The organism is Paenibacillus sp. NPDC056722, assembly GCF_042790635.1.
In the GTDB taxonomy this organism is placed as follows: Bacteria; Bacillota; Bacilli; order Paenibacillales; family Paenibacillaceae; genus Paenibacillus_AQ; species Paenibacillus_AQ agri.
The window spans coordinates 273,145-295,920 of sequence record NZ_JBHTYV010000005.1 but is presented as its reverse complement, the minus strand read 5'-3'; the positions used below and the strand labels follow the sequence as shown (position 1 = coordinate 295,920).

Here is a 22,776-nt window from a genome sequence, read left to right as displayed (position 1 = left end):
AGCGAATGCATAATCTGACTGTTCGAGTACGGTGCTAACCCTATTTTGAAAACCTTTGCAAGGAGGTGATTCAGGAAAGCTGGTGGCGTTCGGCTACCGGGCATGATTGACAGCAGAAAGTTCTCTAAACAACTAAAAGGGGATGTATGCAATGATGAAAAAGTCTTCAACACGCAAGGTAACTCTGCCTCTGGTAGTCTGTTTGTCCTTCGCTATGATGTTAAGTGCATGTGGCGGCGGCAACAGTAATAACGGAGCAGCATCAACAGATCCTCCGGCAAAAACTAATAATCAGGCGGCTAATTCAACAAATTCAGGTACAGACACCGCGGCGGGATCACCGCTGGATTTAGCGATGAAGGGTGAATATAAAGGGACCAAAGTCACCGTGTTTGGACCATTTGTCGATGCCGATCAGGTGAAATTCGAGAATAGTATCAAAGAGTTTGAAGAGAAGACCGGTATCGATATCCAATATGAGGGCTCCAAAGAATTTGAAGCGACGATCAACATTCGGGTAGACGGTGGTAACGCGCCTGATATCGCTGATTTCCCGCAGCCGGGGCTACTTGCCGCCATCGCCAAAACTGGGAAGGTCATTGATCTGACCAATGTCCTGGACCAGGAAAAGATGAAAACCAACTACAACAAGAGCTGGCTGGATATGTCTACAATGGACGGCAAAGACGGCCAGATTATGGCTGGTATCTGGAACCGCAGCAACGTGAAGAGCCTGGTGTGGTATCCGAAGAAGCAATTTGACGAAGCCGGCTACAAGGTGCCTGAGACATGGGATGAGATGATGGCCCTCACTGAGCAGATCGCCAAGGACGGTGACCCTGCCTGGACCATCGGTATCGAGAGCGGTGCGGCTACCGGTTGGGCGGCTACAGACTGGGTGGAGGATATCATGCTCCGCACCACTTCCCCAGAGAACTATGACAAATGGGTCAAAGGAGAGCTGCCGTTTACTTCTCCTGAGGTGAAGCATGCTGTGGAAGTGATGTCGCAGATCTGGATGAACAAGGACTACGTCTATGGCGGCACGAAGTCGATTGTAACTACAGCGTTTGGCGATGCGCCAAAACCAATGTTCGATAATCCGCCCAAAGCCTGGTTCCACCGTCAAGGCAATTTCATCACCAGCTTCTTCCCTGAAACGGCCAAGGTGGATGTCGATTACGACTGGTTCTACCTGCCGTCGATTGATCCTCAATACGGCAAGCCGGTTCTCGTAGCCGGAGACATATACGCGATGTTCAACGATCGTCCGGAAGTCCGGGCCGTAATGGAATTTTTCACAACAGGTGAGTCGGTCAAGAGCTGGGTTCAATCAGGCGGTATGATTGCTCCGATGAATGATGCTTCCCTGGATTGGTACAGCTCCGAGTCCGACAGACGCATGGCGAAGCTCGTTCAGGACGCGTCAACCCTGCGCTTCGACGGCTCTGACCTTATGCCGGGCAAAGTGGGTGCAGGCACCTTCTGGAAAGGAATGACCGATTATGTGAGCGGCACGGCTACACTGGATCAGGCACTGGAGCAAATCCAGTCGGGATGGAATAACTAATCGGAACACATCGTCACAGGACTGTATGACAACAAGAAGAGAGGCAGGACACATCACCGTAAGCTGCCTCTCTTTTTCTTGCTTGCGAAGAGAGTTTTGCTCAGCAGAACTTATAGGAGGAAGCTAAACATGGGTGCACAAGCAAAGCAACGAATCAGTGTATCGGCGGTGTTGTTATCCCTCGGTGTATTGCTGGCCAATATCGTTGTGAATGGACTTATCTTTCTATTTTTCCGGGATTCAACGTTGAATCCACTAGTGACCGCCGTTCTTGCCGTGCTTTGGGGGGTGTTGGGCGTCTATCTGATTTACTATACATTGACCTGGGCGGTTGAGAGATACCCCGCTCATATTCGCAGGAGGGTGCTCCCCTATGTTTTTGTAGGACCTGCGGTGCTGATTCTGGGCTGGCTGCTGGTGCTGCCTGCACTGCGGACGCTTTACCTAAGCTTCTTCAATGCTTCTTCGGAGAAATTCGTTGGTCTTAGCAACTATGCTGCAATTTTTAATGACCGTCTACTGGCGACGGCACTGCGAAACAATCTGCTCTGGGTGTTCGTGGGAACACTGGCCTGTGTAGCGTTGGGATTGCTGATAGCCATTCTCGCCGACCGCAGCAGCTACGAGAAAATCGCCAAAGCGATTATTTTTATGCCCATGGCGATATCTTTTGTGGCTGCAGGTGTCATTTGGAAGTTCGTTTACTACTATCAGCCGGGTGATGAACAAATCGGGTTGTTGAATGCTATCGTGACTTATTTTGGCGGTGAGCCGCAGGCATGGACGAGTATGATTCAGCCGTGGAACAATTTCTTCCTCATCATCATCCTGATCTGGATGCAGACGGGGTTTGCTATGGTCATATTTTCAGCAGCGATCAAAGGGGTTCCCGAAGATATTCTGGAGGCGGCGAGAGTAGATGGTGCGGGTGAGATTAAAATTTTCTTCAGTATCATTGTTCCTTTCATCTCAACCACGATCCTGACGGTTACGACAACCATTATAGTCTTTACTTTGAAAATATTTGACGTCGTCATGGTGATGACGGGAGGTCAATACGATACAGAAGTGGTAGCCACGCAGTTCTACAGACAGTTCTTCATGTACCGGAATTTTGGCTACGGCTCGACGCTGGCAATTGTTTTGCTGATAGCAGTCCTGCCGGTGATCTTCATTAATCTGCGTCAGTTCCGCAAGCAGGGGGGATTCTAATGGTTGGTAACAAGAAGAGAAAAGGCAGCAAAACGGCTGTTAACATCGTTCTGGGCATCATCTGCTTCATCTGGTTGCTGCCGACGCTGGGCCTCTTCATCTCTTCCTTCCGACCGGCGGCGGATATTTTGCAGACCGGCTGGTGGAAGGTGTTCCCTCATCAGGAATGGAGGGCAGGGGAAAGCATCCAACTCTCCAAGGATGTGGACCTGCGCCAGCCGATCGAGGTCAAGGGTAAGACGTATACAGATGACCAGTTAAAAGCAGGAGTAACGGTAGATGGTAACCGCCTAATGTGGGAGAACCGCCGGGCACGCACTCTAAACATCCAGGAGCAAGGGTGGAAGACTACGCCAGATCTGACGCTTGAGAACTACAAGAATGTACTATCCGGCAAAGAATACAAGCTGAAAGAAGCCGATGGTAGTGAAAAGGTGCAAAAAGGCTCTGGTCTGTCGCAGGCGTTCTGGAATACGCTCACGATTGCCGTGCCGGCCACGGTGATTCCGGTGCTGATCGCCTCATTTGCCGCCTACGCTTTCGCTTGGCTCAGGTTCCCGGGACGCAAGACGCTGTTCGTCACCATTATTGCCATGCTGGTCATCCCAATTCAGGTGGCACTTATTCCGGTGCTGAAGGATTACACCGCGCTTGGGCTGAATGGGAGCTATCTGGGAATCTGGCTGGCGCATACTGCATTCGGATTGCCGCTGGTGACTTACTTTATGTACAATTTTATTAGCCAGCTGCCTAAGGACCTGTTTGAGTCAGCCTTTATGGACGGGGCTAGTCATTTTACGATTTTCAGCAGATTGATTCTGCCATTGTCTGTTCCGGCTCTGGCTTCAATCGGCATCTTCCAGTTCCTGTGGGTGTGGAATGATTATCTGGTGTCGTTGATCTTTATTGGCAGCCAGCCATCTGTGCAGGTCATGTCCATGAAGATCGCCGACCTTGTCGGCTCGCGCGGCAACGATTGGCATCTGCTTACTTCGGCCGCATTCATCTCTATGCTGATGCCACTGGCGATTTTTTTCCTGCTGCAAAAATATTTTGTCAGAGGTCTCATGGGTGGATCGATAAAAGGATAAGCGCAGTGATAAGATAACACTATATAGATTGAACTAAAAAATTTAAACTAAGGGGGGACGGAATGGAGGGAAAGTTTGGAACTGAAGGAGCGTAAGCGACCGCCTTTGTCTCCGGATTTTATCCGCGAAAAGCGGTACAATCAAAAGAAATCTGGAGACAACAGCGGCCGAAAGTCCAAACGTTTTCCGCAATGACGATCTAACCCCGTGTAAGAATTCTAAGTTCAATCTATATATGATGATAAGTTAGCGCTATAAGAGATCAAAAGGCCCCTGTCCTGCTTCCCTAGTGGAAGTGTGACGGGGGCCTTTTGATTGTTACAGGAAATCAATATCCGGGAATATTTGTTTCAAATGGTGCACCATATGACTCAGATAATCCTCGATCAACCATTGGAAGGTGACGTTGTCCCCGTTAGGCAGCTTACAGGACAAGGATAACTGAGCAGGCTTCAGATCCGAGATTACCCGTAATATGGACTGATTCAGGCTAAGCCAGAGACTCAGTACCTCTTCCACGGAGGTCTGGCTGTAACGCTGCGCGGCTACCCAATGATTTTGCTCATAAGGGAAGAGTAGCAGGGGCTGTGGTTCGTACGAAATCTGGATGAACCTCGATACATTATTGATAGCTGAATCACACAGATGGCCCAGAATCTGCAGGCGAGACCATTTGCCAGGTGCAAGTGGCTCTAGCGCCTCGGCATGAGTGAGGCTTCGAAAGGCCTGCGGCACTTCTTGCAGCAGCACCTGTATACATGGAACAGCGTTCAAAGTCATCGTTGTTACCTCCTTATTCATACAGCGGCCTCACCGGAGCGGACCCGCTGTCTATGTAGTGGCGCCTTCCTCCAGCTCCACCGGCAGGATATGCTCGGAGGCGACAGCCTTGCCTTGCATCTGTTCAATAATCAGTTCGACCGCGCGTTTACTAATCTCTTCAATCGGCTGCCGGATAGTCGAAATCAGCGGGTTTTGCAGCTTGCGCTGAGCTATGCCGTCATAGCCGATGATGCGGACATCCTCCGGAACCCGTCTGCCACTGTCCTGGCAAGCCTTGAGGGCATACGCCGCCAGAATATCGCTGCTGGCAAAAATTCCGTCGATATCCGGGTGTTCCAGGAATAATTGCTCCAGTAGAGCTTCGTATTCCTCCAGTTTAAAGCCATTGACATCTGTGTGCAGCGAGGTATGCCATATTCCGCGCTGCTCCGCAACGTCCCGGAAGGCGACATATCTCTGATGGGACAACAGATTAAGGTGCGGATGAACGCCGATGTGGGCCAGCTTCCGGCAGCCTTTGTCGGCCAGAAGGCCCGTTGCCAGTGTTCCCCCCCGATAGTTGTCAGAACAGACGTAGGGGATCTCCGGTGAGATCTGCCGGTCAAAGGTGACTAGCGGCAGGTGAATCTGGCGGTACGCCTCTACCTCCAGTGTATGGCTCCCCATAATAATGCCATCCACGCGGCTGGAGCGCAGCATGTCGATATATTCGAACTCCTTGAGTTTGTCCAATTGGGAGTTGCAGAGCAGTAGCTTATACCCGTTCCGGTAGGCATGCTCTTCAATGTGGCTTGTCAATTCACCGAAAAACGGGTGTGAGACAAAGGGGATAATAAGGCCAATAATGTTGGATTTGGAGCGGCTTAATGAACGGGCCAGTTCATTGGGACGATAGTTCAGCTCCTCCATGGTATCGTAGACCTTTTTCTTCAGTTCTTCACTGAGATAACCTCTGTTGTTCAGCACTCGGGATACGGTTGTCACTGAAACCCCGGCCTTCAGTGCCACATCTTTAATTGTCGGCATTTCATTGATCTCCTGATTCCATTATATATATGTTAATACTAACTTGGAGGGGCCTTTGTGTCTATAATCGTAAGGCCTTCCTGACTATTCATAACAACCAAGCTACTCTGCTGTTTGAAAGGGGCTCATTGTATATTTTAGTTCTTATTTCTCAGACCCGGTTCTGTTTTCACTCCGGTAAGGTCACTTATCAGGAAGTCTCTGAGCCGATCGATGAAAATGCCTGTAGCATGACTGATGAATCGATCCGTCCGGTAAATAAGCCTTAATTCACGCTGTGGCGGATGATTAATAATCGGTATAGAGCAGAAGCTGCGATCCTCCAGATGATTGAGCAGACTGGCAGGCTGGATCGTGCCCCCAATCCCCGCTTTGACCAACTGAAGTACAGAGGTGGCCGATCCGGTCTCCATAAGGGGAGTGATTTTCAGTCCTGCTTCCCGGAAGCAGTCCTCCACAAGTTCCCGCCCAAGCAAGCCTCTGGGATACATCACCAAAGGGAGATTAGGCAGCTCGGATAATTCAATATGTTCGCGGTCAGCATAAGGATGATCTTTGCGAATGACCAGCTGGTACAGCTCAATGCCTAAATCCTCTTCGACCAGCATGGGGTCCCTTGGTCCTTTGAGGCTAATTCCGATATCCAGCTTGTTATCCAGCACCTCTTGCCGAATTAGAGTGGTAGCGTACACCTGTAGTCGTATATTGGGAAATTCCTGGTGAAATTGTACGAGAAGTGGCGTAAGGCGATAGTCGAGGTCAGAGGGAAGCAGACCCAGCCTGATTGTTCCGCGACTGTCGGAGCGAAGCTCATTGATGGCATTTTTGGCGTTCTGCTCATCCTGGATCATCCGGGAGGCATAGGCTTTGAGCAAGACTCCGGCTTCCGTAAGCGCGATTTTTTTACCAATACGGTCGAAAAGAGGCATATTCAATTCACCCTCCAGCACCCGTATCTGTTGGCTTAAGGTGGGTTGGCTGATGCCTAGCTGTTCTGCGGCCCTGGTGAAATGCAATTCTTCGCAAAGTGCGAGAAAATAATGCAGATGTCGTGTCTCCATGAACTGCTCCTTATCAATCATAGTTATTTTCTATGATAATAATATAAATAATAGTATTGAACAATTCTTATGCTGGGTCGTATACTCAGGAAGCAGAAATGATACTACTATTAAAAGGAGATGATCCACATGCCAATTGTTCTTTTACTGGCCGCGTTGTTTCTGGCCTCTTTAAATATGCGCCCGGTCATCACCTCTGTGGCGCCGCTGCTAAGCAACATCCAGGGTGATCTAGGAATGAGCGGATTATCCGCTAGCCTGCTCACCACGTTGCCTGTATTATGTATGGGTGTGTTTGCACCCTTGGCTGTTAAAATCAGCCGAAAAATCGGCATGGAGCGGGCTATTCTGTACTCTATGGTGCTAATTGGTGCAGCTACAGCGGCCCGGGTAGTAACGAACTCCTCCGGCGTTCTGATTCTCACAGCTTTCTTGTCCGGTATCGGGATCGGAATTGCCGGACCGCTCTTGTCAGGCTTTATCAAGGCTCATTTTCCCAGCGGTTCCGCACTGGTCAGTGTGTATTCGGCCTCGCTGGTATTCGGGGCTTCACTGGCCGCAGGATTATCTGTCCCTCTGTATACCTTGCTCGGAAATTCATGGCAAAAATCATTGGCCATATGGGCAATTCTGGCGATTGCCGCCATTCTTGTCTGGTGGAAGGTTGCTTCGAAGCCTATCCCGGTCAACAATAGCGCCGATTTTACGCTGCCGCTGACCAATAAACGAGCCTGGCTGTTAACAGTATTCTTCGGGATGATGGCCAGCATCTTCTATTCGCTGACGGCCTGGTTGGCCCCGATTGTATCTTCGATGGGGTATACCAGACATGAAGCAGGGAATCTGCTGACCTTGTTCACCTTAATTCAGATCCCGGTCAGTATTATCATTCCGATTCTGGTAGCTAAATATAAACGGCGCACTTTCTGGCTGGTGCTATGCAGCTTGTTCGAACTGGTTGGGATAATTACACTAATCAGCGCAGTATCACCATTCTTGAGTGCAATCCTGCTGGGGATCGGGGCAGGAGGTTTGTTCCCGCTAGCGTTGATGCTGCCGATTATTGAAGCTAAGCGGGCAGAGGAAGTCAGTTCCTGGTCGGCCATGAATCAGGGCGGCGGTTATATTCTAGGTGCTGCTGGTCCACTTCTGATTGGCCGGATTTATGACTGGACGGGTGAGTTCCGGCTGGCTCTAATCGGGCTCATGATCGTAATTGTTCTGATGATCGGTGTGCAATTGTGGATCGGTAGAGGGTCAAAATCCCCGGTTGCAGCGGTGACGGGTAATCCGGAGCCGACGCGTCCTTGAATAAATTGAAAACAGCAAGTCCCGAGATGAGGGACTTGCTGTTTTTTAGCTTTATAACGCTTAAGGCAAACGGTAGTAGGCGAATGGCTGACCATAACGGAAAGCGCTACTGGCTTCTTCCAGTTTGCGGAGCGTCTCCTCATCAAGCGCCAGGGTGGTGCTTTTAAGATTCTCTTGCAGCTGATCTACTCGGGTAGCGCCTACGATGACGCTGGAGACGGCAGGCTGATTCATCAGCCAGGCGAGAGACAAGGCGGTAGGCGTAGTGTCCAGCTCTGTCGCCAACTGGCTTACCTTCTCGCCGAGCGCGATCCGGTCTTCGCTGAGAAAGCGGGAGAAGGTTGGATCGGTATGGACCCGCGAGCCCTGTGGGACATCGCTGACAGTCTTATATTTACCGGTCAGGATTCCCCCAGCTAGCGGGAAGTATGGAATAATGCCAATGCCTTGATCGAGGCAGAGTGGCAGCAGCTCATTCTCTGGGGTCCGGTCAGCCAGCGAATAGCTACACTGAATGGAGACGTATCTGGTGAAGCGGTGTGCTTCGCTGATACCAAGGGCCTTCATCAACTCCCAGGCTGCATAGTTGGATGCACCGATATAGCGGACTTTGCCCGAGGAGACCATGTCGTCCAGCGTACGCAAGGTCTCTTCCAGCGGAGTATGGGGATCAAAGGTATGGATCTGATACAGATCAACATAATCCGTCTTCAAGCGGCGCAAGCTGCCTTCGAGCTCTTGCATTAGATGATGACGGGAAGAGCCGCTTCCATTCGGGCCTTCGCTGCGAATTAGCCCTGCCTTGGTAGCCAGTACGGCACGGTGACGTCTGCCTTTCAAGGCCAAGCCAATAATCCGCTCCGACTCTGTACCAGCGTAGATGTTGGCAGTATCAATGAAGTTGATCCCTCCATCCAGCGCTGCATGGATAATTCCGATGGAAGTATCTTCGTCTGCCCGTTTGCCGAAGGCATTCGTACCCAATCCCAGCGCAGATACCTGTAGTCCACTATTTCCAAGCCGATAATAGTTCATAGCCATCACTCCGTTTCTTTATTGGTGAATAACTGTAGCGCCGTCTCAATGAAAAGCTTCACCGCAATTGATGAATTCTCAAGCGATTGGACAGCGATATGGATGTCGCGGTAGGCATCCGGAGACAGCTCGCGCACGACCACGCCCGGAGGCAGGGACATTAGCGACAGATCGGACATAATGCCGACGGCCAGCCCCTCGTGTATCATGTTCAATGCGGTGGAGAAATTGTTCACCACATACTTGGGGTTCAGTGTGCTGCCGCTGCGGCGGAACAGGTCCTCTATCGGCGGCTCATAGCCAGCTCTGCAGATCAGCAGCGGTTCTTGCTGGAGATCACTTACCGAGATGATTTTGTGCTTGCCAAGAGGGTTGTCCGCCTGCACCACGCCGTACAATTGCTCGCGGAAGAGGGGGAAAGTCTCAAATTCTCCAATGGGAGGCAGGATTAATCCGACATCAATAAAGCGGGAATCCAGCCAGTCCTTAACCTCAGTGACAGAGCCTTCAAACATTTCAATCTCCACACCGGGATATTGAGAGGCGATTGAACGGATAATTTTTGGGAAAAAATAAGCGGCAGCCACAGGAAAAGCGCCAATGCGGATACGGCCTTTCTCCAAGCCCTTCTCCAGAGCGATCTCCTGATTGACCTTGTCAAAGCCGGCCAGAATTTCACGAAAGAGGACAAGGACGCGCTTTCCCACATCGGTAAGCGCCAGACCATTGCGCCGGTCACGGAGCAGGAGCTTTACATCCAGTTCGTCTTCCAGTGTTGAAATAGCCCGGCTGACAGCGGGCTGGGTCATGTTTAGCTCCAGTCCGGCTTTGGTGAAACTGCCGCTTTCGGCGATTTTGACGAATAAGGTGATTTGATTGTTGTTCATATCTTTTTTGATATGCCCCTTATGATTAATATTTATTTCTATTATGAGTATGATTATTGTATCATTTGACATGAAGCCGATTCAAGGAGATGAAACCGACATCTATGCAGAAGAAAAATATACTGCTGCTTTTATTTCTTGTTATTGTTTGGGGCGTTAACTGGCCCCTGTCTAAGATCGCACTAGCTTACGCGCCACCCTTGCTGTTCGCAGGGATTCGAACGCTGATCGGCGGCGTGCTGCTCATTCTGCTCGCTCTGCCAAGATGGAAGAGTCTGCGCTTTAAGCAGTTATGGCCGGTTTATCTGGTTTCTGCCATTCTCAGCATTGTCTTCTACTATGGCTTTCAGACCATTGGGCTGCAATATGTGCCAGCCGGCCTGTTCTCTTCGATTGTCTTCTTGCAGCCAGTTCTGCTAGGGATTTTCTCTTGGATATGGCTGGGGGAGAGCATGTATGGGCTCAAAATCGCCGGACTGCTACTGGGTTTTGTTGGAGTAGCTTCTCTGAGTGTCGGCGGATTTACAGGCAGCATTTCCCCTTGGGGCATCTTCCTCGCCCTTGCCAGCGCGCTAAGCTGGGCATTTGGTACAATCTATATGAAGCTGAGATCTGACCGTGTGGATACGTTATGGTTGACCGCTATGCAAATTACGATTGGCGGACTGATTCTGACGTTTTCGGGTTCTGTGACCGAGCAGTGGGGAGATATTGTGTGGAATGGTGCTTTTATCGCTGATACCTTGTTTATTTCAATTTTTGTGATCGCGATGGGCTGGGTCGTATACTTTAAACTTATTAATGAAGGGGAGGCAGGCAAGGTGGGTTCGTTTACCTTCCTGATTCCGTTAATCTCGATTGGCAGTAGTGTCATCTTCCTTAAAGAACAAATCACACTTAACCTGGTGATCGGACTGCTGTTGATTGTGTGCAGTATAGTCCTAGTGAATGTGAAATTCGGGCATTCAGCCAAACTTTCGTCTAACTGAGCAGGATCAGACGCCGTACATTCAATAGTAAAAGGAGGCCCTTGCTGGTAATACCGCGAGGGACCTCCTTTTTAATTTATTGTCGGCGCTGCAGCGTCTGTGGAGTGATCACGGCGTTCTCCAGCGACCCGGTAACCTCTTCGGAGTAGCCGCCAACACTGATCGTGCCACCGCTCATTTTGTGTAGAACAAGTCTCTTTCCGGCCTTCAAGGTGGACTTGTCTTCACTTGTTCCTCCAACCGTCTGCGCGGTGATGGCACCTTTCGCTTCCAGATTGGAGTCTTCGCAGACTGCATCTCTGCTTGTGTAGGCAATATCTCCAGCGGACAGCAGCTCACTTTTCCGGGTACCTTCTCCGTAAAGGGTGATGTTGCCGCCAGATTGAATAATGCTGCTATCGCTATAGGGAAGATCAATCCGGACTTTAGTCTCCTGCATAACAACAATGCCCCTGTACATATCCTTAAGCAGCTTCAGGAAGGATTCCACAAGCGCATCATTCAACAACCCGATAAACTGATCTGGCTGTAAAAAGACCTCCAGCAAGCGTTTCAACTGTTTCGTATCCTGTGGGTAGGTATGCTTGATATCGGAGAGAACGTTCAGAAGCTCGGGGATCAGAATCGCAAATCGTTTATATTTGGTATCGAGCAGAAGCTGAATGACCTGGCCGTAATTGACAGGCTGCTGGCGGTTGGCTAGCTTTTGGGACAATACCTTAGCCGCTTTCCGTAGCAGAATGCCTTCCTCCATGATCTGTTTGGAAAGATGATAGAGCCGGTTGTTGAATACGCCATGATATCCCGAATACAGCTTGCTCTCCGTCACATCGCCCATAATCCAAATACTTCCGGTTGCCACGATGGTCGCATTCTTCACACTTCCGTAAATATAGACATTTCCAATCGCTTCAATAATCATCTGCTCTTCCACATCGCCGTGAACAGCAACGTCCCCCGCGAATACGATATGCCCGGTCTCAGCATTGACATTCCCCAGGACCCTGTGCGCTGCAGCAATATCAAAGGTAGAGCCCTTCACTCCTGTCAGGCGGGGTCTTCCGGTACGAAGCGCCATGACCTTCACTCCAGACACAAGCTGTGTATGTTCCTTGGCGGTAAGCCGGATATCTTCAGGTGGCGTAGCAGGAAGCAGATGTCCGTACACATCATATCCGGGTACCCCTTCGATGGATGGATGCTTGATGGCTATGATGTCACCCTCCTGAACTTCGGGGATGTCCGGGTAATTCTGCCCTTCCTGTCCGCTCACGTTTCGATGAAAGATTTCGGCTGTTAGGGCTTCCTCGGAGAAAGGAATTTCGATTCGTGCATTGGTCGCGGGTTTGGGCGCAGTGCCTTCCGCTACACGGACTGGCCGTCCGGTGGGGCGGTTCAATTCCTCGTAGATTGCGGGAATATTGAGGTTCTGTGAGATGGATCTTTTATCAAAATCAGCCAGGACCTGCTCGATGCGAAGTGTAGACAGCAGGGCTTTCTTGTCCTGCTCCGCACTGACAGCGATGTTGTTCGTGGCTGCACAGTTCTTCAGGCGCCAAGCGTACTGTTCTACCCGCCGCACGGTAAGGAAGGCAGACAGCTTGTCTTCGGAGACTGTAATCTCGTACGGGGCTGATTCTTCAATCTCCCATTCCAGGCGGTCGGATGACAATACTTCTGTAGGGGTAGTAATGATCTGCCGGTTCTTCCTAAGGACTACGGGAGACACGGGAGAGACGACAGCAGGTTTGCCGCCAGATAAGGGTGAGGTGATGAAAAATTGATTGTTTTGAATAATGATGATGCCATTCTTATTGTTGGTGTCGTCCGATGGTAGAGATTGCGTAGCATCATTCAAGATGGATTCAGAGGGATCTATCGGCAAAGGCCGGGTAAGTTCTTTTACGTCATTTCGATCAGGGCGGTGCGTCATTCTGTTACCTCGCTTCTTTGTATAATCAAAGGCATCTGTACATAGAGAGTACCGTCATTCCGGTACGATAATCCGCTAGGAATATCCGCCATGCAGGCGTCTAATTGGCAGCCTGGCAACCATAAATGCAGCTTGTGCATTCTTAGGCCCATTGCTTTGCGTCCTACCCTTTCGAATAGTTTGCCTTTAAAAATGGATCAATGATGTATACTCAGCATCAGGCACTTTAATCGACTAAAATCGACAAAAAAAGAAGGCGCCGGTACGTCGTATATTTAAAATGTCGGCATTAAATCCTTTTAATTTTAGTGCTAAAGTAACGAATTGACAATAGGGAATAAATAATTTCACCCAGACCATTCACATGTAAAAGAGAGGCGTCTAAGCCGGATGGCCCGGGACGTCTCTCACAGGATCACATAATCCGTAGAAAGTGGCTATATATTCCACATTTCCTTAATTATAACGTGTAAGATGGTTTTAGTAAAATAAAAGGACTCTCCGCTTTATAACTTGTGGGAGAGTCCTTTTTTCATGTAATGAATTCCTTGGGTGATGTCTCGCTTAGCCTCGTGCGGTACCGCCGAACAGGTGGCATATTCCGCCCGTTCCACCTCATCCAGCACCCGGTTCAGGTGCGAGAAGACTGCACCAAGATCGCGCATAGCGGTCAGAGGGCAATGGCTCTGAAGCTGGGAGAAGCAAGAGAGCTGCAATTCCCGCGCATGATGCAGGGCATCCGGGAGAGAACGGGGGCGTTCGGTATCCGACAGGGTTTCCGTTCCGTACAATGCGATGCAATCGGCAGTGGCTTCCAGCGAACCGGCCATCCCTTCTGCGGCTGCATAATGCGGTGGCAGCAGGGCGATCTCATCTATAATTTCCTTCACGTAGGCATGAACGGTTTTAAGATGAGAAGTAACTGTACTAAGCCTGTTCAATTCATTTCGGCATTGGTAATGCGATAGCGTGTAATGAATTTCTTTCTGCTTCTTGCCGCTTCGCTTCAGCAGTTCACCGGCTTGTTTCGATACCGCATTGCTCTTCTCCGTACTTTGTTCACCAGCGGCAAGACCTCTCAGTGCTTCTGCCAGCAGTTGGCTTCCTTCAAGTGCCAAGGCTTTTACCTTGACGAACCCCTTCGGCGGAACGATAATCATATTGATAAGAATGGCAATCAGCACTCCGATGAAGGTCTCGGTTATTCTGGAGACTACATAATCGTTTTGATAGAAGGAAAGGGCCATAACAGAGGTGACGCCTACTTGGGTCACGGCCTGAATATTCACGCGGCAGGCGGTGGCGATGCCAATGCCGATGAGCAGCATAAGCAGGATGGAGAGTCCGCTTATGTTAAAGAACTTGCCGACGATCAGAGCGACGATCCCGCCAAGAATGATGCCCAAAAGGCGGTAGATTCCTTTTTCTACAGAGCCCTTAACCGTACCTTGGGTAATCAGAATGGCAGCTAGCGGAGCAAAGTACAAATAGTGATTACTATAAAGACTGTGCACCACCACCCAGGAGAGCGAAGCGGCCAGCGTAATTCGTATCATATATAGGGAAAAACCAAATTTCTCAAGGCGGTCAAATAACCCCTCGTTCATGTGCTTCATCTTCTTTCGCAAAAATAAGAAAACATTAATTTATCTTTCATCCGTTTTCATTATATCACCTCATTTTTGATGAAAATCCTTATAAGTTTTACGAAGTTGTTAAGTTTCTGGGGGATGTTAACAATCTAAGTTATCGCATAAGATGAAGCAATCTATTATGCTATACCTATATGAGGTGTCGAACGAAAGGAGGAATTGTCGCTTATCCGCACTGGGCATGCCGATATCGATTGTTCCCCGCAGGAAGCGGGTAAAATAGGATTGTATTACTAAAGGCAGGGAGGTTGTTAGCTATAGCTACCCAGGAAGGTACTATTATTTCTTTTGACAAGGTAACGAAGCAATACGACGATGAAGAGGCTGTACTTAAAGAGGTCAGCTTTGAGATTGAACGGGGTAAATTCTATACATTACTGGGCCCGTCCGGTTGCGGTAAAACGACGATTCTCCGGCTGATTGCCGGATTCGCTGAACCGACAGGCGGCTCGATTATTTTGAACGGAAAAGTGATTAACCACATTCCCGCCAACGAGCGGCAGGTCAATACGGTTTTTCAGGACTACGCTTTGTTTCCACACCTGAACGTATTTGAGAATGTGGCTTTCGGCTTGCGTATCAAGAAGCTTAAGAAGGATGTCATCACGCAAAAGGTGCAGGAGGCGCTGCGCTTCGTGAACCTCGCCGGTTACGATCAGCGGGCCATTACAGAAATGTCCGGCGGACAGCGTCAGCGTGTAGCCATCGCCCGGGCCATCGTCAACGAGCCGCAGGTCCTGCTGCTGGACGAGCCTTTGTCGGCGCTGGATTTGAAGCTGCGGACAGAGATGCAGTACATTTTGCGGGAGATGCAGCAGCGGCTGGGAATCACTTTTATCTTCGTCACGCATGATCAGGAGGAAGCACTGGCGATGTCTGACTGGATCTTTGTGATGAACAAGGGCAAAATCGAGCAGAGCGGCACGCCTCACGATATTTATGATGAGCCGATCAACCGTTTTGTGGCTGACTTTATTGGAGAATCGAACATTGTGCCGGGTGTCATGATCAAAGATAATCTGGTGGAGTTCAACGGACGTCGCTTCGAATGCGTCGATGCCGGCCTGCGCCCGAATGAAGGTGTGGAGATTGTGATTCGACCGGAGGATTTGGAAATCACTGCATTAGAACAAGGGAAGCTGCGTGTGCGCGTCGATTCCCAGCTGTTCCGGGGTGTGCATTATGAGATCAGCTGTTATGACGAGTCCGGACATGAATGGTTAGTCCATTCTACACGTCAAGCTACTGTCGGCAGTGAAATCGGGCTTTATTTTGATCCTGAAGCGATTCATGTTATGCGGTTCGGGGAAACGGAGGAAGAGTTCGACAGACGTCTGGAAGCTTATGGCGAGGTGGAGAGCCATGAACAATAAGGGCCGGTCGTTCTATCTCATCCCTTATTATTTGTGGATTGCCTTGTTCGTTATCGCTCCGGTGTTTCTGGTCATCTACTATTCCCTGTTTGATCTGGACGGCCATTTGACGCTGGACAATTACGTGAATTTCTTTACGCCTGTATATTTAAAAATGACGCTGACCTCCTTCTGGTACGCGTTTCTGATCACAATATTCTCGCTCCTGGTCGCCTATCCGGCGGCTTATCTGTTGACGAGAACGAAGCATAAGCAGCTTTGGCTGCTGCTGATTATTTTGCCGACCTGGATTAATCTGCTGCTGAAAACTTATGCATTCATCGGAATCTTCGGCACCTTTGGACCGATCAATAACCTGTTCGATGTGCTTGGGATTGGTGAGCAGCAGATTTTGTTCACGGGCTTCAGCTTTGTGTTCGTGTCGGTCTACATCTTTATTCCGTTCATGATTCTGCCGATCTTCAGTGCGCTGGAGGAACTCAATCTGTCCCTGCTCGATGCCGCGCGTGATCTGGGGGCGTCGGGTTGGACAACCTTCCGTAGGGTGGTTTTTCCACTGACGATTTCGGGTGTGCGTTCCGGCTGTATGGCAGTATTCATTCCAGCACTATCTCTGTTTATGATCACAAGGCTTATTGCCGGTAGCCGGGTTATTACGCTCGGGACGGCGATTGAACAGCACTTTTTGGTTACACAGGATTGGGGCATGGGCTCCACAGTAGCCGTATTTCTGATTGCGATTATGGCGCTGTTCATGATTCTGTGGGGCGGCGCACGGAAAGGGGTGCAGAGATGAGGAAAAGAAACGGATTCTCCAATCTGTATCTCGTTTTAGTGTTTGCTGTGCTGTACGCACCGATTGTGTATCTGATGTACTACTCGTTCAACAGCGGGGGTACGATGCACAAGTTTGAAGGCTTTACCCTGGAATATTACCGCGAAGTGATTCAGGATAGCCGGCTGATCATTATCGTAATCAATACGCTGGTCATTGCGCTGCTGTCTTCGGCGATTGCTACGGTGATCGCGACCATTGGTGCGCTGGCGATCCATCGGGTCCGCAGCCGCCGGGCGAAGAACACCTTATTGTCGCTGAACAATGTGCTCATCGTCAGTCCAGACGTTATCATCGGGGCCTCGTTCCTGATTCTGTTCACGATTGTGGGGATCAAGCTTGGCTTCATGTCTGTACTGCTCTCGCATGTGGCCTTCAGTATCCCGATCGCGGTGCTGATGATTCTGCCGCATCTGCAAGAAATGAGCCCTACATTGACTGATGCGGCCCGCGATCTGGGTGCCAGCCGCCGGGATGTGCTGACGAAGGTCATTCTGCCGATCATCAAGCCGGGTATTTTCAGTGGTTTCTTCATGGCACTAACGTACTCGCTTGATGACTTTGCGGTTACCTTCTTCGTGACCGGTAACGGATACTCTACCTTGTCTGTGGAGATTTATTCCAGAGCGAGACAGGGCGTATCGCTGTCCATTAATGCGCTCTCGACCCTGATTTTCCTCTTCACCATCGTGCTAGTAGTCGGTTATTACTTCCTGACAACTCGCAAGAACCGCACAGCTACTCCGGTTGCAGAATCGGTAGCAGAAGCGGGGGTGCCTAGATGAAACAGCTGGTTAATGCCTTTCTGGCGATTGTCATTGTCGCTTTTGGTCTGATGTATCTAGGGTCATGGATGAACTCCAGCCAGGGCTACACGGGAAAAAATACGCTGACCATCTACAACTGGGGCGATTATGTTGATCCTGCCATGCTGAAGGAGTTCGAGAAAGAGACCGGGATTACGGTCATCTACCAGACCTTTGATTCCAACGAAGCGATGCTGACCAAGGTAGAACAAGGAGGAACGACCTTTGATGTCGTGATTCCTTCGGATTATGCTATCTCTAAGATGAAGGAAGAGAACCTGCTGATTCCATTGGATCACAGTAAGATTCCGAATCTCGTCAATATCGATCCACGGTTTATGAACCTGCCGTTTGATCCGGATAATCTTTATTCGGTTCCCTATTTCTGGGGAACGGTCGGGATCATCTTCAATCCGGAGATGACGAAGGGTATTGATTTCAGCAGTTGGGATTCCCTGTGGGACAGCCGACTGAAGAATAACATTTTCCTCGTGGATGGGGCACGTGAGGTCATGGGCATGGCGCTGAACAGCCTGCATTACTCCGTCAATGATACCAATGAGGACCATTTGCAGCAGGCTCTGACGAAGCTGAACAAGCTGTCGCCTAACGTAAAGGCGATTGTGGGCGACGAGATCAAGATGCTGCTGGCAAATGAGGAAGCAGCGGTAGGCATCGTCTGGTCTGGCGACGCTTCGGAGATTATGGGTGATAACGACAAGCTCGACTATGTCGTGCCGAAAGAAGGGTCGAACAAATGGTTCGACAACATGGTCATTCCGCGTACGGCGAAGAACGTGGAAGGTGCGCATAAGTTCATCAACTTCATGCTGCGTCCTGATGTAGCAGCGAAAAATACTGAATACGTGGGCTACTCCACACCGAACGCTCAGGCTCTAAAGCTTCTGCCGCCGGATATTTCGGAGGACACCCGCTTCTACCCGTCGTCCGATATTACAGACCATCTGGAGGTCTACGACAACCTGGGCAAAAAAATGCTCGCCCACTACAACGAGCTGTTCCTGATGTTCAAGATGAACAAGAAATAATTAGCCGCTCGCTTGTGAGAGGCTAATGGACAAAGAGAAGCGCCCAACTGCGGAGTATCGCGGCCTGGGCGCTTTTTGGATTGGGGGGCGGGGGTAAACGGTTTGGGTATAGGTTTAAGTATAGCTAGCAACCCGCTATTTTTAGTTTCATTAGCCGGAGGTTAAGGATCGCTCCGGCTTGTTTTAAGAAATTAAAACCGAGTATGCCGTCGATTTCCATGCCATAGTCCATATTTCCGATTTCAACTTGAAAATTATTTAGTGCCATATTACCGATCGCTAAGGAATCTAGAGTTTTGGTGTACACATACTCAACTCCGCCCACACCTCGAATAATATCAACCACGTCGTTTTCTTCAGGTACCATTCCTATGTCCCTTACAATGTCGGCGTTCAGTAGTGTGCTGGCCGATCCAGTATCCAAGAGCACTTTACCGAGCTGTATTTCTTTCCCCCTAAATGCTACAACCAGGCTAATGAAGGGGAGTTCGTATCTTTCTTTAATGTTCATCTTGGCCCTCGTATTTCTACATATCTCTCCCTTGCCACCACGTTAGGGCGGGAAGTGTGGAAGAAACAATACTCCCGGTGGGGGGCCTCCTGGTGCAGCTCACTATATCGTTTCAATGCCTTGGTAGAATCGTCAAAGGATTCAATGACGTTCATCTCTTCAATATAACGCTGCCCTTCCTTTGAATATGCTTTTGTTGCCTCAAGAACGACCCATTCATTGGGAAAACGCTCCTTAATCTCATCCCATCGCATCTTGGACACCTCCGGGTTGGATAATTGCTCTTATTATACCATTCTTCATTGCATAAATATCAGAATGTGCTTCCTCAAATCCCACCACTCTCACCCTTTCATAAACATAAAAAAACGCCCCGAAGCCCCTTGGTTAAGGGGATCGGGACGTTCTTCGTCTCTTACTGGTCAGTATAGGGTAAATTCGGGTTTTTGACCAGTCTAGTTAGTATGCATTTTTGGCGGCTCATAACCATAATCAGCGATCGGTGGTCGATGGTTAATGGTTGATAATGGATGGTTGGTGCTTGGTGCTTGGTGCTTGGTGCTTGGTGCTAGATGTCTTATGAATAAAAGCACTGCGGGCTCAGAGATCCTACGATTGCTGGTTAAGCCTGATTTACTATTTGAAACAATGGATATACCTTGATACCTTTTATTTCCGGCTTTAAGGTCGAACACACTAACGGGTCTTATTTAACTCCGAGTCGCATCCGGTAGCTGATTAGCACATCTAGAGTCTTGCCTTGAAAATGCTGCTCTACCGCGGTCTGGAATTCGGTGATACTGCCGTCAAGATCCTTGGAGCCAAGCTTCCACACGGTTTGGATGGCTCCCTGGCTGAGGGCCAGGCCGATATATCGTGCTGCATCACAGGTCTCCGTATGGTGAAATACGATTTCACGGGCGAAGGAGAACAATCCGCTGTCCTTGATTCTGTCCAGGTGGCTGTCCTTATCCCACTTGTGCGCTCTTTCTGATGCCGGCACCAACGTGTCCAAGATCTCATTTGCCTTGTCAATTAGGTTGTTATATAGAATCTCGACATTCGCTTGCAGGGCCAGCGGCCAATCGCAGTCATACGCGGCGAAGACGCCTCCGTCCCGCAGGACACGGGAGATTTCCTGGAGTGTGCTCACAGGCTCCATCCAGTGAAAAGACTGCGAGCAGGTAACGATGTCTACACTGCCTGTTGCCAACGGTAATTGGTTGGAATAACCTTGGGCAAAAGAGATTGCTGCGGCATCTGACATTTCTGCGAGCTTCTGCTGTGCCTTGCCCAACATATCAGGATTGGGTTCGATGCCATGAACTGCATCAGCTGCATGGTTCCAGATGAAGGTGGACAATCCGGTGCCGCAACCAATATCTGCGACAAGGGCAGGTCGGTGTCCGAGGTAAGTGGTGAGCAGTTCAGACACTATCTGTGGGGCCTCTGGGCGGTAACGGTCATAGTCCTCCTGAAAGCCAAGAAAACGGTCGATATTCGGTTTGCTGTTTCCGGCAGGAATCATACGGTTCTCCTCCTTGGGGTTGAATGGGTTCATCCATTCTTGATTCTATAGTTACTATACACCCTCCTGATCCAACGTGGCTCTAAGAATAGCGGTTTCATTTCGCAAGGTCACATTATCAGATGGCTTAAATATAAAGAATCCCCGGCGCCAAATGGCATGACCGGGGATGGTATGGTTTGTAGAGGCAGGTCACATAGCTACCATGTGTTACCGGAGCAGTTCCGGAACTACACGGAGGTGACCCCGTAGGTTTCGTTATTTAGAGAGCAACTCTGTGAACTAATTGGTGTACAGGGTTCGCCGTAGGTTTACGGTGTTACCGGAGTAACTCCGTAAACTACATGGTTGTAGAGGGATCACCGTAGGTTCCCGGTGTTACCGGAGTAACTTCAGGAACTATACGGTTGCAAAGGGTTCCCCCGTGGTTCTGGGTATTACCGGAGCAATTCCGGATCTATTGCCGGAACAAGTCCTTCGTCAGCAGCACGGGTCAATAAAGACGTGATGGCTTCATAACCGCTATCGCCAAGGTTCATGCTAAATTCGTTGACATAGAGATCGATATGCGACTTTGCCACTTCCGGGGACAGCTCCTGGGCATGACTTAGCACGTAGTCGCGGGAGTCCGTCGGATGATCCCAGGCATATTGCAGGGAACTGCGAATCCATCCCGAGATGGCTTCGGCATCCAGATCGCGGCGGGCGATAATGGCTCCAAGCGGGATCGGTAGTCCGGTATCTTCTTCCCACCAGCTGCCGAGATCCGTCAGGAGATTAAGGCCATAGGAAGAGTAAGTGAAGCGGGCTTCGTGAATCACCAGTCCGGCGTCAATTTTCCCATCGCGTACAGCGGGCATGATCTCGTCAAAAGGCATCACGACAATCTCTCCCACACCGCCTGGAACGTTCTGGGCTGCCCACAAGCGGAACAGCAGATAGGCGGTGGAGCGTTCGCTGGGAACAGCGATTTTGCGTCCGGCGAGCCCGGCTGGACGCCGTACTGCCAGCGGTCCGTTTCCGGTCAGTACCAGTGGCCCGCAGCCGCGGCCAAGCGCGCCACCACAGGGCAGCAGCCGGTAGTTCTCCAGCACCCAAGGCAGGGCGGCGTAGGAGATTTTGAGTACTTCTGGTCCAGTGCCGTCGGCAGCAAGCCCGTTCGTAATGTCGATATCGGCGTACATCACATTCAGTGCCGGGGCATCCGCCACCAGCCCATGCGCCCAGGCATGAAATACAAAGGTATCATTTGGACAAGGGGAGAATGCAATATTAAGCTCGTTATTCATTACAGCACCTCCTTTAGGATAGCGGCTGCTGCCGCAAGCGCGTCCATCGCTTCGCCGATGGCCCAAGCTGCCCGGTCGCGGGGACCGACCGGGTTCGAAATCGCGCGGAGCTCCAGCACCGGGAGCCCCAGCGCATGTGCGGCCACGGCGACCCCGTGGCCTTCCATGGCTTCGGCGGCCGCCCCGGGATGGCGCGCCGCAAGAGCGGCGGCCGTCTCTGCCGTGCCGGTCGCCGTAGACACCGTCAGCACAGGTCCTGTGCTGACAGCAAGGCCGGCCGCTGTCAGCGCGGCCGTTACGGCCTCTACCGTGCCGGAATCACCCGGCACGGTCACGCTGCCGAAGCCAAGCTCGGCAGCACTGCGGAAGCCCTCCGGCGTCTCGGCTCCGAGGTCGGCGGCAATCATCTCGCTGGCAATCACCAGCGAGCCTACCGGAGCCACCCCCGGGAACCCGCCGCCGATCCCGGCGTTGATGACGCAGCCGTAGGAGCCGGCTGCCAGGGCCGCGGCGGTGCCCGCCGCAGCAGCTGCGGTGCCCGCGCCCGCAGCCACAACGTGGAACCTGCTGCTGCCCTGCAGCCCGCGCAGGACGGCGTCGCGTTCCGCCGCGACCGCAGTCACGATCAGCACACGCCGCTCAGCCTGCCCCGCGGCATCATTTGGTGTAGCAGATGTCATGAGTAGGCCTCCTTTTAAACGAAAAGTAATATAGTGGTATTTGTTAAGAAATGAAGAGGCTTACATTTTAGATATTCGTAAGACAAAGAATACGCCGTTTTGCGGGCCAGGTCAATTCGGACAAAATTTCCACGGAAGATTGTTGACAATGGCAT

21 protein-coding genes and 1 riboswitch are annotated in these 22,776 nt (G+C 50.6%); of the genes, 9 read left to right on the top strand and 12 right to left on the bottom strand.

Features of this window, described 5'->3' with window-relative positions; translation table 11 throughout:
* Nucleotides 1-142 precede the first annotated feature (142 nt).
* From ACFRAM_RS15280 to ACFRAM_RS15270, 3 genes are all read left to right on the top strand, one after another.
* On the top strand, nucleotides 143-1,570 hold the full coding sequence (locus ACFRAM_RS15280) for an ABC transporter substrate-binding protein (protein WP_379466557.1): 1,428 nt from the start codon (nucleotides 143-145) through the stop codon (nucleotides 1,568-1,570).
* Between the two features lie 129 nt (nucleotides 1,571-1,699).
* A complete protein-coding gene (locus tag ACFRAM_RS15275) occupies nucleotides 1,700-2,782 on the top strand; it encodes a carbohydrate ABC transporter permease (protein ID WP_175370814.1) in 1,083 nt (360 codons plus the stop codon).
* Nucleotides 2,782-3,873 carry a carbohydrate ABC transporter permease gene (locus ACFRAM_RS15270; protein WP_379466556.1) on the top strand — a complete coding sequence of 364 codons (1,092 nt, stop codon included), beginning with the start codon at nucleotides 2,782-2,784 and terminating at the stop codon, nucleotides 3,871-3,873. The genes ACFRAM_RS15275 and ACFRAM_RS15270 overlap by 1 nt, the downstream gene beginning before the upstream one ends.
* A gap of 318 nt (nucleotides 3,874-4,191) precedes the next feature.
* Here the strand turns inward: ACFRAM_RS15270 and ACFRAM_RS15265 are convergent, their stop codons facing one another.
* The 3 genes from ACFRAM_RS15265 to ACFRAM_RS15255 all read right to left on the bottom strand — a co-directional run bounded on the left by ACFRAM_RS15265 (nucleotide 4,192) and on the right by ACFRAM_RS15255 (nucleotide 6,743).
* Complete coding sequence (locus tag ACFRAM_RS15265; RefSeq protein ID WP_379466555.1) at nucleotides 4,192-4,653, bottom strand: DinB family protein; 462 nt, start codon at nucleotides 4,651-4,653, stop codon at nucleotides 4,192-4,194.
* A gap of 51 nt (nucleotides 4,654-4,704) precedes the next feature.
* A complete protein-coding gene (locus ACFRAM_RS15260) occupies nucleotides 4,705-5,682 on the bottom strand; it encodes a LacI family DNA-binding transcriptional regulator (RefSeq protein WP_379466554.1) in 978 nt (325 codons plus the stop codon).
* A gap of 137 nt (nucleotides 5,683-5,819) precedes the next feature.
* Nucleotides 5,820-6,743, bottom strand: a complete 924-nt coding sequence (locus tag ACFRAM_RS15255; RefSeq protein WP_175370810.1) for a LysR substrate-binding domain-containing protein — start codon at nucleotides 6,741-6,743, stop codon at nucleotides 5,820-5,822.
* Nucleotides 6,744-6,872: 129 nt separating this feature from the next.
* On the opposite strand from ACFRAM_RS15255, the gene ACFRAM_RS15250 reads away from it, so the two are divergent.
* Nucleotides 6,873-8,054, top strand: a complete 1,182-nt coding sequence (locus tag ACFRAM_RS15250) for an MFS transporter (protein ID WP_379466553.1) — start codon at nucleotides 6,873-6,875, stop codon at nucleotides 8,052-8,054.
* A 60-nt stretch (nucleotides 8,055-8,114) separates the two neighbouring features.
* Here ACFRAM_RS15250 and ACFRAM_RS15245 read toward each other — a convergent pair whose 3' ends face one another.
* Both ACFRAM_RS15245 and ACFRAM_RS15240 read right to left on the bottom strand, forming a co-directional pair.
* Nucleotides 8,115-9,089, bottom strand: coding sequence for an aldo/keto reductase (locus ACFRAM_RS15245; protein ID WP_379466552.1), 975 nt, complete (start codon nucleotides 9,087-9,089; stop codon nucleotides 8,115-8,117).
* A 5-nt stretch (nucleotides 9,090-9,094) separates the two neighbouring features.
* Nucleotides 9,095-9,976 carry a LysR family transcriptional regulator gene (locus ACFRAM_RS15240; RefSeq protein WP_379466551.1) on the bottom strand — a complete coding sequence of 294 codons (882 nt, stop codon included), beginning with the start codon at nucleotides 9,974-9,976 and terminating at the stop codon, nucleotides 9,095-9,097.
* 104 nt (nucleotides 9,977-10,080) lie between these two features.
* Between ACFRAM_RS15240 and ACFRAM_RS15235 the strand changes: the two genes are divergently transcribed.
* Nucleotides 10,081-10,965 carry a DMT family transporter gene (locus tag ACFRAM_RS15235; RefSeq protein WP_379466550.1) on the top strand — a complete coding sequence of 295 codons (885 nt, stop codon included), beginning with the start codon at nucleotides 10,081-10,083 and terminating at the stop codon, nucleotides 10,963-10,965.
* Between the two features lie 76 nt (nucleotides 10,966-11,041).
* On the opposite strand, the gene ACFRAM_RS15230 is transcribed toward ACFRAM_RS15235, so the two are convergent.
* A complete protein-coding gene (locus ACFRAM_RS15230; RefSeq protein ID WP_379466549.1) occupies nucleotides 11,042-12,898 on the bottom strand; it encodes a flagellar assembly protein A in 1,857 nt (618 codons plus the stop codon).
* Between the two features lie 103 nt (nucleotides 12,899-13,001).
* A riboswitch (cyclic di-GMP riboswitch) is annotated at nucleotides 13,002-13,093 on the bottom strand.
* Nucleotides 13,094-13,404: 311 nt separating this feature from the next.
* Nucleotides 13,405-14,505 (bottom strand): FUSC family protein, encoded by a 1,101-nt coding sequence (locus tag ACFRAM_RS15225; protein ID WP_379466548.1) that lies wholly within the window; start codon nucleotides 14,503-14,505, stop codon nucleotides 13,405-13,407.
* A gap of 293 nt (nucleotides 14,506-14,798) precedes the next feature.
* On the opposite strand from ACFRAM_RS15225, the gene ACFRAM_RS15220 reads away from it, so the two are divergent.
* The 4 genes from ACFRAM_RS15220 to ACFRAM_RS15205 are packed head-to-tail and all read left to right on the top strand — an operon-like array spanning nucleotide 14,799 to nucleotide 18,613.
* Complete coding sequence (locus ACFRAM_RS15220) at nucleotides 14,799-15,923, top strand: ABC transporter ATP-binding protein (RefSeq protein WP_379466547.1); 1,125 nt, start codon at nucleotides 14,799-14,801, stop codon at nucleotides 15,921-15,923.
* Nucleotides 15,913-16,719: an ABC transporter permease gene (locus ACFRAM_RS15215; RefSeq protein ID WP_066378370.1), complete on the top strand. Its 807-nt coding sequence runs from the start codon at nucleotides 15,913-15,915 to the stop codon at nucleotides 16,717-16,719. The genes ACFRAM_RS15220 and ACFRAM_RS15215 overlap by 11 nt, the downstream gene beginning before the upstream one ends.
* Nucleotides 16,716-17,543 carry an ABC transporter permease gene (locus tag ACFRAM_RS15210; RefSeq protein ID WP_066378375.1) on the top strand — a complete coding sequence of 276 codons (828 nt, stop codon included), beginning with the start codon at nucleotides 16,716-16,718 and terminating at the stop codon, nucleotides 17,541-17,543. The genes ACFRAM_RS15215 and ACFRAM_RS15210 overlap by 4 nt, the downstream gene beginning before the upstream one ends.
* A complete protein-coding gene (locus tag ACFRAM_RS15205; protein ID WP_379466546.1) occupies nucleotides 17,540-18,613 on the top strand; it encodes an ABC transporter substrate-binding protein in 1,074 nt (357 codons plus the stop codon). The genes ACFRAM_RS15210 and ACFRAM_RS15205 overlap by 4 nt, the downstream gene beginning before the upstream one ends.
* A 124-nt stretch (nucleotides 18,614-18,737) precedes the next feature.
* On the opposite strand, the gene ACFRAM_RS15200 is transcribed toward ACFRAM_RS15205, so the two are convergent.
* The 5 genes from ACFRAM_RS15200 to ACFRAM_RS15180 form a co-directional block, all read right to left on the bottom strand.
* The gene (locus ACFRAM_RS15200; protein ID WP_379466545.1) at nucleotides 18,738-19,124 is read right to left on the bottom strand and encodes a retropepsin-like aspartic protease; all 387 of its coding nucleotides are present in this window, start codon (nucleotides 19,122-19,124) and stop codon (nucleotides 18,738-18,740) included.
* Entirely contained in the window at nucleotides 19,121-19,378 is a 258-nt protein-coding gene (locus ACFRAM_RS15195) for a hypothetical protein (protein WP_379466544.1), read from the bottom strand. The genes ACFRAM_RS15200 and ACFRAM_RS15195 overlap by 4 nt, the downstream gene beginning before the upstream one ends.
* A gap of 452 nt (nucleotides 19,379-19,830) precedes the next feature.
* The gene (locus tag ACFRAM_RS15190; protein WP_175370799.1) at nucleotides 19,831-20,652 is read right to left on the bottom strand and encodes a class I SAM-dependent methyltransferase; all 822 of its coding nucleotides are present in this window, start codon (nucleotides 20,650-20,652) and stop codon (nucleotides 19,831-19,833) included.
* Nucleotides 20,653-21,089: 437 nt separating this feature from the next.
* Nucleotides 21,090-21,941 (bottom strand): 1,4-dihydroxy-6-naphtoate synthase, encoded by an 852-nt coding sequence (locus ACFRAM_RS15185; RefSeq protein WP_379466543.1) that lies wholly within the window; start codon nucleotides 21,939-21,941, stop codon nucleotides 21,090-21,092.
* Nucleotides 21,941-22,621: a futalosine hydrolase gene (locus tag ACFRAM_RS15180; RefSeq protein WP_066378390.1), complete on the bottom strand. Its 681-nt coding sequence runs from the start codon at nucleotides 22,619-22,621 to the stop codon at nucleotides 21,941-21,943. The genes ACFRAM_RS15185 and ACFRAM_RS15180 overlap by 1 nt, the downstream gene beginning before the upstream one ends.
* Between the last annotated feature and the right edge of the window lie 155 nt (nucleotides 22,622-22,776).